The 14,033-nt window shown below is 47.1% G+C and carries 13 protein-coding genes; 4 read left to right on the top strand and 9 right to left on the bottom strand.

The window, feature by feature from the left end:
• Positions 1 to 75: 75 nt before the first annotated feature.
• Positions 76 to 1,833 (top strand): hypothetical protein, encoded by a 1,758-nt coding sequence (locus tag MHM93_RS16010; RefSeq protein WP_239449789.1) that lies wholly within the window; start codon positions 76 to 78, stop codon positions 1,831 to 1,833.
• 296 nt (positions 1,834 to 2,129) lie between these two features.
• Here MHM93_RS16010 and MHM93_RS16015 read toward each other — a convergent pair whose 3' ends face one another.
• The gene (locus MHM93_RS16015; RefSeq protein ID WP_130145974.1) at positions 2,130 to 2,492 is read right to left on the bottom strand and encodes a hypothetical protein; all 363 of its coding nucleotides are present in this window, start codon (positions 2,490 to 2,492) and stop codon (positions 2,130 to 2,132) included.
• 189 nt (positions 2,493 to 2,681) lie between these two features.
• Positions 2,682 to 3,758: a TonB family protein gene (locus MHM93_RS16020; RefSeq protein WP_239449790.1), complete on the bottom strand. Its 1,077-nt coding sequence runs from the start codon at positions 3,756 to 3,758 to the stop codon at positions 2,682 to 2,684.
• Positions 3,759 to 3,997: 239 nt separating this feature from the next.
• On the opposite strand from MHM93_RS16020, the gene MHM93_RS16025 reads away from it, so the two are divergent.
• On the top strand, positions 3,998 to 5,380 hold the full coding sequence (locus MHM93_RS16025) for an NAD-dependent succinate-semialdehyde dehydrogenase (protein ID WP_152441903.1): 1,383 nt from the start codon (positions 3,998 to 4,000) through the stop codon (positions 5,378 to 5,380).
• 16 nt (positions 5,381 to 5,396) lie between these two features.
• Here MHM93_RS16025 and MHM93_RS16030 read toward each other — a convergent pair whose 3' ends face one another.
• Complete coding sequence (locus MHM93_RS16030) at positions 5,397 to 6,443, bottom strand: HDOD domain-containing protein (RefSeq protein WP_239449792.1); 1,047 nt, start codon at positions 6,441 to 6,443, stop codon at positions 5,397 to 5,399.
• 20 nt (positions 6,444 to 6,463) lie between these two features.
• On the bottom strand, positions 6,464 to 6,979 hold the full coding sequence (locus MHM93_RS16035) for a hypothetical protein (protein ID WP_239449793.1): 516 nt from the start codon (positions 6,977 to 6,979) through the stop codon (positions 6,464 to 6,466).
• A gap of 268 nt (positions 6,980 to 7,247) precedes the next feature.
• On the opposite strand from MHM93_RS16035, the gene MHM93_RS16040 reads away from it, so the two are divergent.
• Positions 7,248 to 9,050, top strand: coding sequence for a pre-peptidase C-terminal domain-containing protein (locus tag MHM93_RS16040; RefSeq protein WP_239449794.1), 1,803 nt, complete (start codon positions 7,248 to 7,250; stop codon positions 9,048 to 9,050).
• Positions 9,051 to 9,068: 18 nt separating this feature from the next.
• On the opposite strand, the gene MHM93_RS16045 is transcribed toward MHM93_RS16040, so the two are convergent.
• The gene (locus MHM93_RS16045; RefSeq protein ID WP_239449795.1) at positions 9,069 to 9,821 is read right to left on the bottom strand and encodes a transporter substrate-binding domain-containing protein; all 753 of its coding nucleotides are present in this window, start codon (positions 9,819 to 9,821) and stop codon (positions 9,069 to 9,071) included.
• A gap of 127 nt (positions 9,822 to 9,948) precedes the next feature.
• Here MHM93_RS16045 and MHM93_RS16050 point away from each other — a divergent pair, with 127 nt between their 5' ends.
• On the top strand, positions 9,949 to 10,332 hold the full coding sequence (locus MHM93_RS16050) for a hypothetical protein (RefSeq protein WP_053909625.1): 384 nt from the start codon (positions 9,949 to 9,951) through the stop codon (positions 10,330 to 10,332).
• A gap of 62 nt (positions 10,333 to 10,394) precedes the next feature.
• Here the strand turns inward: MHM93_RS16050 and MHM93_RS16055 are convergent, their stop codons facing one another.
• The 4 genes from MHM93_RS16055 to soxR form a co-directional block, all read right to left on the bottom strand.
• Positions 10,395 to 11,477, bottom strand: coding sequence for a rhomboid family intramembrane serine protease (locus MHM93_RS16055; protein ID WP_235418635.1), 1,083 nt, complete (start codon positions 11,475 to 11,477; stop codon positions 10,395 to 10,397).
• Positions 11,470 to 12,078 carry a hypothetical protein gene (locus MHM93_RS16060; RefSeq protein WP_022945039.1) on the bottom strand — a complete coding sequence of 203 codons (609 nt, stop codon included), beginning with the start codon at positions 12,076 to 12,078 and terminating at the stop codon, positions 11,470 to 11,472. The genes MHM93_RS16055 and MHM93_RS16060 overlap by 8 nt, the downstream gene beginning before the upstream one ends.
• A gap of 82 nt (positions 12,079 to 12,160) precedes the next feature.
• Positions 12,161 to 13,357, bottom strand: coding sequence for an Nramp family divalent metal transporter (locus MHM93_RS16065; protein WP_239449796.1), 1,197 nt, complete (start codon positions 13,355 to 13,357; stop codon positions 12,161 to 12,163).
• A gap of 210 nt (positions 13,358 to 13,567) precedes the next feature.
• A complete protein-coding gene (gene soxR / locus MHM93_RS16070; protein WP_022945041.1) occupies positions 13,568 to 14,023 on the bottom strand; it encodes a redox-sensitive transcriptional activator SoxR in 456 nt (151 codons plus the stop codon).
• Between the last annotated feature and the right edge of the window lie 10 nt (positions 14,024 to 14,033).

The following is a 14,033-nucleotide window of genomic DNA, read 5'->3' on the forward strand; positions in this document are numbered from 1 at the left end:
TATTTAGTGAAAAAGGTTGAAGAAGAAATGCAATTTGAAGTGATTTCCTTTGATTATTTGGTACGGGAGTTATAAATGAAACTTTTTTTCAGCGATAGTCTAGGCTACTTTTACTCTAAAGATGGGCAAGTAAAAGCCAGTCTTCTTGAAGGGAAAATATTTAACAAAATAGAAGGTAAATGGTTTTTACAGAAATTAGATAACGAAAAGTTATTTGCTAAGTATGTCAAAATAAATGGAGCTAAAATACCTGTATATAAAATTAATTCTGGTACTTACCTATATGATGGAGTAGAACCTGAAAGTTGGTTGGAAAAAGAGCTTTCAAATATAGATCCAAGCTACTTAATAGCGGTCGAGGATGATTTTATTTTACTTTACAACCAAGATGAGTCCCATGGAGGTATTGTTTCTAACTGTAAAGAAGGCCCTTATAAATTCACCGAAAAAACAAAAGGGGTAAGATTTAAGGGTGGCTTTATATATATCCAGGGGGAAAGGAAAAAAAGTAATTTTCAAAAAAGAGATAAGAAGTTTGATTTGGTTTGGGACTATAAGCTTCCTCGACATGAACCTTGGGCCCTTCCCCCATTACTTTTTGATGATTCGGTATTATTTATTTCACCTAGTGACGAAAAAGAAGAAAAAAAGACGAAAATTAGAGTGCTTATGCAGGTTGATGGTGCAGAAAAGTGGACTAAAGAGTACGGCTTTAAGGCTAAAGAGTGTTTTATATATAACGAAGCCTTGGTAGTTTCGTCTCTTGATGGTGTTTACTTTTTATCCCCTATCAACGGTGATGTGCTAGATGTTGTCGACGTTAGTAACTATAAGCAAAGGGAAAGAGGCTTGTCGTTAGAAAACGCATCGACCCATATTGATGGTGATAGCCTGTTTTATTCTAACTACCTTATAGGTAGTTTGTTTGTATATAACCTTAGTGATTTAACGCTGAAAAAAGAGATCTCTTTACCTCAGGGTATTCATATCAAGCGTTTTATGGGTAAAGATGAAGCTAGTGGTTTGTATTACTTCTATGCCAGTCAGCCAAGAAAAGAAGTAGGTAATACCTTCTTGCTTGAACTTGACCCAAATAATTTGGATGCGCCAATAGAGTTTGAACCCACTCCTGATATTTCCTCGCGCTTTGTTGCGGCTGAAGACACGCCGGAGCAATGTGAACTACATATAGATATCACCACAGAATCGCTTGATGATGCCATTCGTTTTGGAGAAATCACAGTGCGCAAACTGGCCATGCAGCATAGCCTGAGCTTATTACGCAGCGGCCCTTGTTTAGCTGAGCAAGGTTTAAAACCGGATGAGCGTTTTAATGGCACTATTCGCTTAATATTGCATGATGTGCAAGGTGATACAGCTCAAATTGATGAGTATCTCGCCACACTCAAGCAGCGCGTGGATGAATGGGCGGCAGGCTTTGATACCTTAGTTGGCTGGTTTAAGAACCCCGCCACGGGAGGCTATATTCGCACTCAGGTATTCCCTCGACGTGCGGGGCAGCCCGAGCAAGTGCGTATTCTTCCAAACGGAAACACCTTTGCAGAATATGAGCTTGATGACTTTGTTTCTGATTTAGAAAGTGACACGCTGAAATTGGACAACAAACATTACGTTGCACGGCTGACTGAGCTAACAGAGACGATAACTAGCGAGCAAAGTAGTCCTCAAGACATGGCAACGGCGACCTATTTTCGGGGAGCACTGGCTTACATGAACAATGATGAGCAAGCCGCGTTGGAACACTATTTCACAGCCGCTCAGCAAGGGTGCTTTACTGGGGTACTCAGTTATATGGACTCAGGAGCTGGATAACGCTGCACAGGCGATTGTTGATGACTGGCAACGTAATGAGGTTAAGAGTTTTAACTTGGCATAACAGGTGAGGCGCTCTCACCAAGATAATATGTTTGAGAAAACAGCTACCTAATATGGGGGAGGCTAAAAAACAGCTAACCCCAAGCACATCATTATAAACGCAGTGGGTGTCGACTGACTGCGTTTTTTGCTGTGTGAACCATAAAAAAAGCCGAACGAGTCGGCTTTTGCACATTCACGAAGTGTCCATTCAATGAACGAGGTACCTGCAACCGCGTGGCGGTTGCTGTTAACTATCGGCCGTCTTCAAATGACGCCGTAGCTGAAACTTTGCTCCACGAGCCATTACTGTAAAGAATGGTTGCTTCGGCTTTATATGGGCGGAAAGCACGAATTTCAAAAGAGCACGACGTGCCCGAGGTGCCGCACGATGAGGCCGCATTAGACCAAATAACACTGTCGATTTGTGAGCCGTTCCCTACCACGCGAAAAACGGCGGTGCTTGATGTCGCACCATAAACCAGTGCGAAACAACGGTTAGGTGTAAATTGATCGTATGCCTGAGTATCGACATAACATTCCATGCTGTCGGCGCTTGCTTGGGCGCTAAATAGTCCACCAATCAGTAGAGCGGCTGATGCAATAAGTGTTTTCATTGTTCTCTCCATTTGAATCATTCCACGGGCTCTACAACTGCTTATACTCCTGTAAGCCATCGATATTGCCTTTGATTAAGACAGTGGAATTACCCTATAAGAGAACAAACAAAAAATAAACACTAAATTAACATTTGTTTCTAAATTAAGTAAAAAGTAGGAGGCCCTGATGTCCCAAGGGCCGAGTGATTAGCCTATTTTGAAATCAAGCTGGACCGAGGTTTTTGCTTTAACGGCTTGATTATTTTCAAATTTTGGTGCGTATCGCCACTGTTTTACGGCATTAACAGCCGCTCTTTCAAACGCCGCACTGCCGTCGGAGTCCAGTACATTGATATCCTCAACGAAGCCGCTCTCGTTCACGGTGAACTCCATTTGTACCCAGCCTTCGCGGTGTTGGCGCACGGCGATAGCGGGGTAGCGCGGGGGAGTGCGATACAATGGAGTTTGCTCTTGATTCTTCGTCCACGGACGCATCTTTGCGATGGCAACACAATGCTTAGTGGCTTGCTCGGATTCACCTTCTTGCTCATACAGCGCGACGAGCTGCGAATGAGCTTGCAGCTCAGCAGGGTGGTCGAAACTAAAGTTATCATCAAAAATATTGACCACTTTGTTAAAACGTTCAATGGCTGTATGTCGACGCCCTCGGGCTTTGTCTACCGCACCTAATAGCATGGTGACATTAATCATTTCTACCGTGTCATCGGCGATATGCGCTTGATAGTATGCTTCGGCTTCGTTGAGGTAGACTACCGCTGCACGGCCTTTATCAAAGTCCAAGCGGCGAAAGTAAATTTCGGCACCGTCTACTTTTAAATCGGCGACCAATTTGGGTTTTTGTTGCTGCTTTGCAATATCTATCGCACGTTCGATGGCCTTCTCAACGGTGTGTGCCTTATCCGCGCTTTTGGCGATGCCCATTAACGGGTCGATAAGGCTTAGTGGGTCTGGGTTAGGCTGCTGCTCTAAAATCGTCAACGCCTGTTTATAAAGGGTCGCGCGTCGCTGCGCATTAGTGGGTGAAGGAGCCATCGCGTTGGCGTAGTTAATGGCTAACTTAGCAACAGCTGGCGATGTTTCACCAAAGGTGCTCAGGCCTACCTCATAGGCGGTTTGTGCATGCTGCTGCACATTCTCGCCAGTGTGCAGTGCTTGCTCAAAGGCGCCATAGGCGGCATCGAAATCAGGTGTCGGTGCGGCGGCACTTATCCAAGGTGAGCCTAGTAAAGCCAATAGGCCGATATTGAGAGACTTTTTTAACATCTTACACTCCTTTGTTTTGCGGCTATTTTATCTGACCCTATTTTTAGTGCAACAAAAGATAGACTCAGCATTGCTCAAGCGCGCTTTTGAAAAATCTTCACTGAGTGTGTGTAGTGCTTGCTGGTACAGAGCCATTTATTTTCAATGTTTAATCTTAATTTATTGATTTTTAAAGTTTTAAATAGTTGGTGCTGTTTTTGCTGGCATAAGCTCGACGATTAAATTTAAAGGAGAAGGTTATGGCAAAGACGGTAACAACCGTAAATCCAAGTAATGGTAACCCATTAGCTGAGTACACCTTATTATCACAGTTTCAAGCAGAGCAGGCAGTCGATGCTGCCCATGATGCGTTTGGCCAATGGCGCAAGACATCATTTTCAGAGCGCGCTGAGAAACTGAACAAACTCGCCGACCTGATCGAACAAAATGAGAGCGCTTTGGTGAGCTTAATGACCGAGGAAATGGGTAAAGTCACCGACCAAGGTAAACAAGAAGTGGCGTTGTGCGCGCAAATTTGCCGCTACACCGCTAAGCATGGCGCCAAAGAATTAGAAGATGAACACCGTTTCTTTGAAGATGGGCACGCCTTGGTGACTTATCAGCCCATAGGTGTGATCTTAGGGATCCAGCCTTGGAATTTCCCACTGTATCAAGTGATCCGTTATAGCGTCTCGAATATTATGGCGGGCAATACCACGGTGTTGAAGCATGCCAGCAATGTGTTTGGTATGTCGAAGAAAATTGAAGCGCTGTTTCTTGAAGCTGGGTTTCCTGAGGGCTGTTATCAATCACTGCTTATTGATGGCGCTACCGCCAGTAAACTGATTGCGCACGATAAAGTACGCGGTGTGACCTTTACCGGCAGTGACGAAACCGGTAAGAAAGTGGCGGAGCAGGCCGCGTCGGTATCGAAAAAGTCGGTACTAGAGCTTGGCAGTAACGACGCATTTGTGGTGCTCAGCGATGCTGATATTGCGCATGCGGTGTCATGTTGTATTCAAGGCCGTGTGGTCAATAACGGTGAAACCTGTGTTGCCGCCAAACGCTTCATTATCGCTGATGCGGTGTACGATGAATTTCGCGATGCTTTTGTTAAAGCGGCCAAAGACCTTAAAATGGGCGACCCAAAAGAGTCCAGCACCGATCTTGGGCCGATGGCGCGAGATGATTTGCGCGACCAATTGCACCAGCAAGTGCAGCAATCCATTGAAGCCGGTGCAAAGTGTATTCTCGGTGGTGATGTGCCCCAAGGTGAAGGGTTCTTCTACCCGATCACCGTATTAGAAGACGTTAAATCGGGCATGCCCGCCTACGATGATGAGTTATTTGGCCCGGTGGCGTCGTTCATTCGTGCCAATGACGATGAGCATGCCATGCAACTGGCTAACGACTCGCGTTATGGCTTAGGTGGCGGTATTTTCAGTGAGGACACAGAAAAAGCCGTGGCGCTGGCAAAAACCGAGTTCGATACCGGAATGGTCAACATTAACGGCTATTCGTTAGCACAGCCTAACCTGCCTTTCGGCGGCGTTAAAGACAGCGGTTATGGTCGCGAGCACGGCGGCTTTGGTATGCGTGAATTCGTCAATGTTAAATCGATTATGATAGCGCAGCCCAACTAAGTGTTTGTTGCCCAGTTCAAACGCCCGATAAATGGGTGTCGACTCGCTGTTTAAGTACTGGGTGGGTGAGGTGGTCGCTGAGCTGCCTCGCCTGCTGCTGGTTTTGTAAGCAACACAGTTTACTGGCTATGTCCGCTTGCTCACACAATTGCGCTAAAGGCGAGAGTTGAGCTTGACTGCGGTCCAACCTAATGTGGTCCAACCTACTGCGGTGCAACCCTTTTACAATCAGTTGCGGCAACTGCCAATAATTTGCCAAGGTTAAGGTTAAATCGTGGCTGTACTCGCGAATTAGGCGTTTAAAGGCTGCGCTGCTAGGAGTGACGTCGGGGTCAACAACATTAAACGCCTCTATCATAAGCTCAAAAATAATCATGGTGCCAAGGTTGTAAAGCAGTGCGGTAAAATATGCGGCGCCGGGGTCGGTTTGGCTGTCGCTGGCTGCTAACTTGGCAAAGTCAGCGGTTTGTAACGCATGCTGCCATATTTTTTCGCCAAACTGGCGGTAGTAAATACTCGGGCGCGGCGTAAAGCGCTTAATATAAGATTGCACCACGCCCTCAAGCAGGCCATTGGCCCCCATACTCATAAAAGCGGCTTTAAGCTCGGTGATTTCTTGTTCGCGGCGGCGGTAACGAGGGCTGTTCGCTAGCTTGATAAGATCTGCTGCCATCGCAGGCTCTCGCTCTACCACAGCGAGTAATCGCTGCACGTCGAAATCTGGGTTATCCAGCTCTTTAAGTACTTGACTGATGGAGGCCGGCATAACGGGTAGGTGTGATAGCAACTGCTCAGGCTCATGCATTAACAGGCTCAGTTGATGGTAAATGAATTGACTGAGGCTGTCGTTTTGCTGCATTGGCCGAGCATCACAGCCAAATAAGTAATCGAGATACGCGCCCTCTAAGTCGTTTTCGTAAGGTATTGCTTGGTCGTTAACAGGGGCTTTATCGGCGATCGGTAAGGGCTCATTTTCCGGTGTTTTATCAAAAAACGCATAATTAGCGTCGACCTCTGCGGGCACAAACGATGGCAACAAAGCTCTTAGCAGCTTACGAAACATGAATACCTCTTAGTGAAAATCTACTTAAAAACGACCGCTTTATCTGAGCGAGTGTAGGTGCGCACTTGGGGTGATGTCCATTGCTCGTTTTGTAAGTATTGTGTACTGACTACTATTTTGCCATCCACGAATTGGCTCGTGGATTTTACTTGGGTGATCCCCTGAGCACTGCCGGTTACTTCCTCATAAGCGGTGAAGCTGCCGTCATCGCCCACTTCAAGCCAGCCTTGAGTGTAAAAAGAGGCGGTTGTGAAATAATAAAATACCAACTTTTGTTTACTCTGGTCCCAAAATATCAGTGACTCGCCACCATAATCGCCGTCATTGATGCTGTGTAAAGTGCGAATCGCTGTGCCATTGAGGGCCCGCTGCCATTGGCCCACATCTGTGACCGGCTCTTGAGCTGGATCGAGTTTAAACTGCGCCTGCCAAGTACCTAAGTAGGGTTCAAAAACACTCAGTTGAGGTGATAATGTGCTCTTCGCAAGCGCCAGAGTCGGTAATAGCAGCACAAGCGCTGCAAACAAAGCTTTCATAGTAATTCCTTAATGTTGGAGCCTAGCCTTATTTAAGCTTGAGACACAGCCTCGATAACCTCAAGAAAAAAGAACAAAGAGATCATTTTTGGTTATTGTTAACCTTGGGTTAATAATTGGCTGTTCTTGTCTGTTGCTTTTGGTTCTTTAATGTCTCATATTTACAAGCGTTTACAAAGCTTTGTTGGTTTAAATGTAAAATAATTGCAAACGAATTGATGTTGTTTTATTTTGCTGTTTCCCATAAAAGAAACAACTAGGATATCCCATGTTTAAACCCACCCTTATCGCCAGCGCGCTGCTTAGCAGTACCGCTGTATGTGCCCAAGGTCCACTGTTTGAAGTGTCATCGCAGCAAATGGCAAACAGCGTTAATGCTACACAAGCAGATATGTCACAGCTCAGTGGCGCGCAGTTCCAATTAACCAGCAACACCGCATCCTTGTCTTTGCCTGTTGATGGTGCGCAGGTACACTTTACCCGCAAAAACGCGAGCCTTAGCGCCAGCGGTAACCTTATTTGGCAAGGTGAAAATGACAATGGTGACTCGGTCACATTAGTGCAAACTGCAAAAGGCATCTCTGGTACAGTTAAAACCAACGGTGACGTGCTAAAGCTTAAGCCTGTTGGCGCCCATGGTCATCAGCTGCGTACACTCAAGCCTGAGCAAATGCCACCAGAGCACCAACCAGGACACGTTATGCCTGAAGGCCCACTCGCAAACCAGGTAAACATCAATAATAGCCCTAGCATTTTCGCGCAGCCGCAGACCGTTGCTGATACGCAAATCGACCTATTGGTGGTTTACACCGCTAAGGCCGCTCAGCTTTCTGGCGACATTGATGCCTTGATAGACCTTGCTATCAATGAAACCAATCAGGGTTATCAAAACTCAGGTGTGAATGCCACTGTCAGTCTTGCCCATAAAGCGCAGGTCAACTACACCGAAGCGAGTAGCTCAGGCACCGATTTAAACCGTTTGGCCGGGACCAACGATGGCTACATGGATGAGGTGCACGGTTTGCGTGACCAGTATGGTGCCGATGTGGTGGTATTAGTGAACGATGTTAACGGCTATTGTGGTCAAGCTGATGCCATTGGTGCCAGTGCCAGCAGTGCTTTTGCCATGGTTGATTATGATTGTGCTACCGGCTATTACTCTTTCGGTCATGAAATTGGTCACCTCCAAGCGGCGCGTCACAACCCTGAAAACGACCCCACTAACTCGCCTTATGCCTACGGTCACGGCTACCAAGACCCAAGCTCGCAATGGCGTACGGTGATGGCGTATAACTGTAACAGTGGTTGTACTCGTATCAATTATTGGTCAAACCCAAACAAGAGTTATAATGGCACGGCGATGGGCACAACCACGCGCAGCGACAACACGCGTGTTTTGAATATTACCAGTCCAACAATTGCTAATTTCCGCAGTGGCGGCACGCCACCACCGCCTCCAAATGAGCTTGAAAATGGTCAACCTATTAGCATCAGCGGTGCTAATGGCAGTGAAACGCTATACACTTTTGAAGTACCAGCCGGTGCCAGTAATATCAGCATTACCAGCTCAGGTGGCTCAGGTGATTTAGACTTGTATGTAAAATACGGCGCAACGGCATCGCAGAATAACTATGATTGCCGCCCTTATGAAAACGGGAATAACGAGAGCTGTACAGATACGCGCTCAGGCACCTACTCAATTATGGTGCATGGTTACAACGCGTATAGTGGTGCGACCCTAGTGGCGAGCTACGAGCAGAGTGGCAGCGATTTACCGATTGAGATCACTGAGTCAAACCTCTCAGGCAGCCAAGGTCAGTGGCAATACTTTACTGTTGATGTCCCTGCGGGCGCGAGCTCGGTTGATGTAAGTACCTCCGGTGGCAGCGGTGATGTCGATTTGTATGTTCGTCAAGGCGCGCAGCCAACAACCTCTAGCTATGATTGTCGACCGTTTCGTTCAGGCAATAACGAGTCGTGTTCAGAGGCCGCAGCAGCTGGCACTTGGCATGTAGGTCTTCGTGCGTATAACAATTACTCCGGTGTAACCTTGAATATTTCTGTGCAATAACAGGCTAATAAAACCAGCCTAGGGTTGCTGATAGCGGCGTTCAATCTCTTTTTTGACGCTCTCAGGAATAGATGACAAAAGGTGTTGCAAGCGCAACGCCTTTTTTTCGTTATTAGGATGGTAGCCGATATACTGAGGCTCAATATGCAGGTTGTGTAAAAGCGCAACGGGCAAATCGAAATCGTGAATAATTTTCGCAGCCCAGGTTCTATCCACCACAATGGCATCGACGCGACTATCGCTCAGCGTCGAGAAAAATGATTTAGCTTGCGCGTCGGTTGACTCGTAGTAGGAGCGAGTAACAATATCAGCATTGAGTGCTTTTAGTGCACTATAGACTTCATCAGGGTAAGGGTACTCCTCAGCAATGAGAACAATAGGAGAGCGCTGCACAGCCTGCTGGTAAAAGCTCTCTTGGCGCTTGATGGCCACCGCTAACGTCAGCTCCCAGTTAACGAACGATTGGTCGAGCATTGCCAAGCCATCGGTTTCATCCACATGCAAGGTGAAATCAAACTTACCTTGGGTAACGGCTTCAACACAGCGTTTGTAGGGCAGCTCAGTAAAGATGACGTCAGTGCCTGAGTGTGACAATGCATAGCGGATTAAATCGACTTCAATGCCTTTTGCTTGCATCGATTCGTCGACATAGCTGTAGGGCCACCACCTTTCAAAGCAGATCCGCAGTGGCGCCGGTGTGCCCCAGCTTGATGATGACCACAACTGCATCATGAGCAGTACAATGGCGCTTACAGCATATAATGTGTGCATAGCTTTAAGCGTAAACCACCGCCGCCAAGGTGCAAAAAATAAAAGGGTACACTTTCTTACAGTTCGCGTTAATGTTTAACGTTAAAGTAATAGAACGAGCATACGAAGGCATGAAAGGATACGCAGCATGCTTAAATTATTTATCGCGCTGGCCGCGCTGAGTATTTTAAATGGTTGTACGGTGGTGGGCATCTTAGTGGATGGTTACGCGCAGCCAAATATGCAGCAGCGCGCAGAAAAGCACTATACCGCCAGCATCCAAGGCGACCCGGGTAAATCCAGTTACACGCCAACAGATAATGATGGTTTTAGCTTCGCTAAACTTGGCTTGGCGATTGACTCGGCGGTGCTCGGCGCATTGCAAAAGCCAACGCAGAGTAAAAGCAATAAAGAGTGTAAGAAACTGTCCGACACTATTACTGAGTGTGATTTAGTTGCGCCCATGCAATCAAGTGCGCCTAGTGAACCGCAAAGCGAGCTAGAGGCTATCGAGCGCCGCCATCATGAATAAGGGGTTGGTGATGGTGAGCAGCATGGCATATATGCACGCCACTCACCTGATAAGCCCCGGTATTAACGTTTAAGCTGGGCGGCTGGCTTATTTAACAGTGCAATCATCGGCCTGTCGCTCATTACTTTGGTTTTAAGCGCATAGCCAATGAGTAGACCGACGATAAAGCCGCCAATATGCGCGCCATAATCAACACCATCGGGCAGGCTAAATAAACCGAATAAATTAATACCCAGCCAAATAATGAAGAACCACATAGCAGAGAGCTTCTTCTGGTAAATAATGAACATAAAGGTCAAGCTGGCGTAGCGGAACCACATTAAATACATGCCAAATAAGCCAGCAATGGCACCACTGGCACCGACACTGGGGATTGCACCATTACTTGAGAGCATGAGGCTGGCAACGGAGGCGAGCACCCCGCAAAGTAGGTAGTAGCCTAAGAATCGCCAGTGGCCAAGTGCATCTTCTAGGTTATCGCCAATGATGTATAAAAAGTACATGTTGCCTACCAGGTGCATAATTGATCCGTGTAAAAACACACAGGTGAGCAAGGTCCAAGGCTCTTCCCCGGCGAGCACATCCACCGGGCGCATGGCAAAATATTCAAGTACAAACTCAAAGTGGCTGGGAACAAAAAAGTAAGCGGCAAATATCAACACGTTCAACGCCACCAAAGCGCGAGTTACCCACGGGGTACGATGTGGTTTGATGTTGTACTCTACTGGCATTTGCGTTAGAAATTGAAATAAGTAGGTTTTCCATGACACCTTCTGGTTGAGCTCGCCAAGTGCCGCTTTTAGCTGTGGGCTATTTTCGACACTCTTTAACTGCTCTTTTTCTATCCAGCTGCCATCGCAATGACGGCATACATCGATTTCGCTGTGGTAGTGCTCTAATAAGTGGTAGCGCTCCATCAATGTTGAGCAATCGGGGCAGTCGCGCTCAGATATACCTAAATGTTCACCAAAATTGTGTTCATATTTCTCACCCACAGGACCGTCGTTGACCTCGTTCAACATGCGATTGACTTCATTTTTTTCAAACCAAAGGCCACCACATTCTAAACACACATCAATTTCTTCACCTTGATACTCGGTCACTTCTAAGTATTCATCAACACAATGGGGACAGCGTTTATTCATGCTCTAACTCCTTGAGACTGCCAATTTGCACGTCGTTATCAGCTAATTCTTGTTTCAGTGCCTGGGCACTGCGCTTTAAATAGGGGAGCGTATTTTGCTCTAGGTCGGTTGCAAGTTTGCCTAGCTTTTCACTGGCGTGACGCGCTGACACCTTGCGCTTTAGCGCGCGTTCAATATAAAACTCACTTTGACTATAAAAACGCCGCGCAGCGGAGAGAATGGCACTTGGGGTTTCCAAAGTCGTGGGTGAGTATTGCATGGTGTGCCACACATATTTATCTAAAGTGGGTTTATTGAACTCAAGCTCAGATGTAGGCGGGCTCTTAGCCAGTAGCTCGGCATACGCTTGAATTTTACGTTGATTGTCGAGCAACTCATCGTACAGAGACGTGCGCAGATAGTAGTTATCTTCCATTTTAGAGTAGGTATCGAATTTAATTGCCTGCTCTAAACCGCTTTGTGCGGCGAGGTAGACACCAAAAATGGTGGATAGCACCAAAAATACTTGGTTGAGCCAAAAACCGGTACTGCGTAGCTCTTTGTTGTCGACTTGTTGCAGCACTTTGGGGATTTTTTTGTCCTGTGGTGGGGATGTTGCCATAACCGACTCCTTGGTAAAATGAGCCGAGATGGTAGGGGAAAGTGAGCACAGAGGCAAGCGCCTTGCGCTCACTTAATAGGCATTATATGAGCGTAAGTAGTTTGTATCCGCTCAACGTAATGATCAGTATCAGCAGCGGCATCGCCAGCACATTAATCAGCAGTGAGTTTTTAAATCTGCCCATGACCTTATTTTGATTCATTAGCCACAGCAGGTAAATGCAGATAATGGGTAATAACAGCGCATTGGTGGCTTGCGCGAAAATAATCACCGCCACTGGGTCTAAACCAAGACTGGCCACAACAGCACCAAACACTAATATCACCAACGCTACTTGCTTGAAGCGAGGGCTGTTGGTATCTCCTTTTAACCCGAGCATGCCACACACCGCGTAAGCTCCCGCCAGAGGCGCTGTTATGGCGCTGGTTAACCCAGCGGCGAACAGTCCGAGTGCAAAAAAGTAATGGGCACTGTCGCCCAGTAAAGGCGTTAATTGCGAAGCCAAGTTGGCGGCACTGAGCTGACTATTGCCCTGGCCAAAAAAGGCCACGCTTGCGGTGGACACGATAGCTAAGGTGATCAATCCCCCAAGACCAATTGATAAACCGGTATCCCAGTTGCTACTGCGAATGGCCTGTTGTTTATCCTGCTCATCTTGACTGGCCCGTGCGACCACCCCAGAGTGAAGAAATAAGTTATACGGTACGATGGTGGTGCCAATTAACGCCAATACGGTGGTCAGTGAACCTTCAGGAAAACTAGGCTTAAAACCTGCAAACATGGCACTGAGATCGGGGCTGGCGATGACCAGAGTCGCTAAAAACACTAAACTCATCAGCAACACTAAAAAGATCAGTGCGCCCTCTATCAGCTTATATTTGCCACTGTATAACAATGCGGCGCTGATAATGGCAATCAATGGCGTCCACAGCTGCGCTGAAGCGGAGGGAAATAACCCTTGTAAACCGAGACTGGCACCGCTGAGGTTACCTGCCTCATAGGCGGCACTGCCAATACCAATGGCACTGATCACCAAAAATGCCGCAAGCCAACGAAACACAGGGGTTTCAATATGCGCGCGCAGTGCTTGGGCTAAATCTAGGCCGGTGACCACGCCTAAGCGTGCGGCCAGTGATTGCAATAAAATGGTTGCCAGCACTGAGAACACCAAGGCCCATAGCAATGCAAAGCCAAAGTTTGCACCGGCTACGCTGGCGGTGGTAATGGTGCCTGGGCCAATAAAGGCGGCGGCAACCAGTAGTCCAGGTCCTAACTTCATATATCACCTGTCGAGGTTAAAAAAAGGCGCGTACGCTACCAGTTCATATCCAAATTTGAAAGAGTAAGACGTTACTCTATGCAATAAACAAGTGAATTTATACATTTAACCACAGAAATTTAACATCTGCGGCGGCCCAAAGTGACTCCCCTCATATCTCACTGAGTGATTGTCTGCGCTCGATAATAAACAGCCTGTGTCTTGTTGGCGCTAGTCTCCCAGCTCAGGGTGATCCAATAACACGGCTCCACCATCGACATTGGCGAGCTTATCTTCAGGGTTATAAATAGGGCAGCGTTGCATTGACAGGCAGCCGCATCCAATACAGCCATCAACATAGGCGCGCACTCGTTGCATGTAGGCAATTTTTTCATCGAGTTGGCGCTGCCATTGGCGTGACATATTGGCCCAGTCCTCTTTATTGGGGGTGCGTTTTTCGGGCAAGGTACTGAGTGTTTCTTTTACCTCCTCGAGGGTGATCCCCATTTTTTGTGCGGCCTTGATAACCGCAATGCGCCTTAGTACGTCTCGCTTGTAGCGGCGCTGATTTCCTTGGTTTCGCCAACTGCGGATAAGTCCTTTTTTCTCGTAAAAATGCAGCGCCGATACGGCGACCCCAGCACGTTTGGCGACAGTGCCGACAGATAAATTTGCTTCTAATGTCATTTTGTTGTTG

It is taken from the genome of Pseudoalteromonas sp. MM17-2, assembly GCF_022347945.1.
GTDB lineage: Bacteria > Pseudomonadota > Gammaproteobacteria > Enterobacterales > Alteromonadaceae > Pseudoalteromonas > Pseudoalteromonas ruthenica.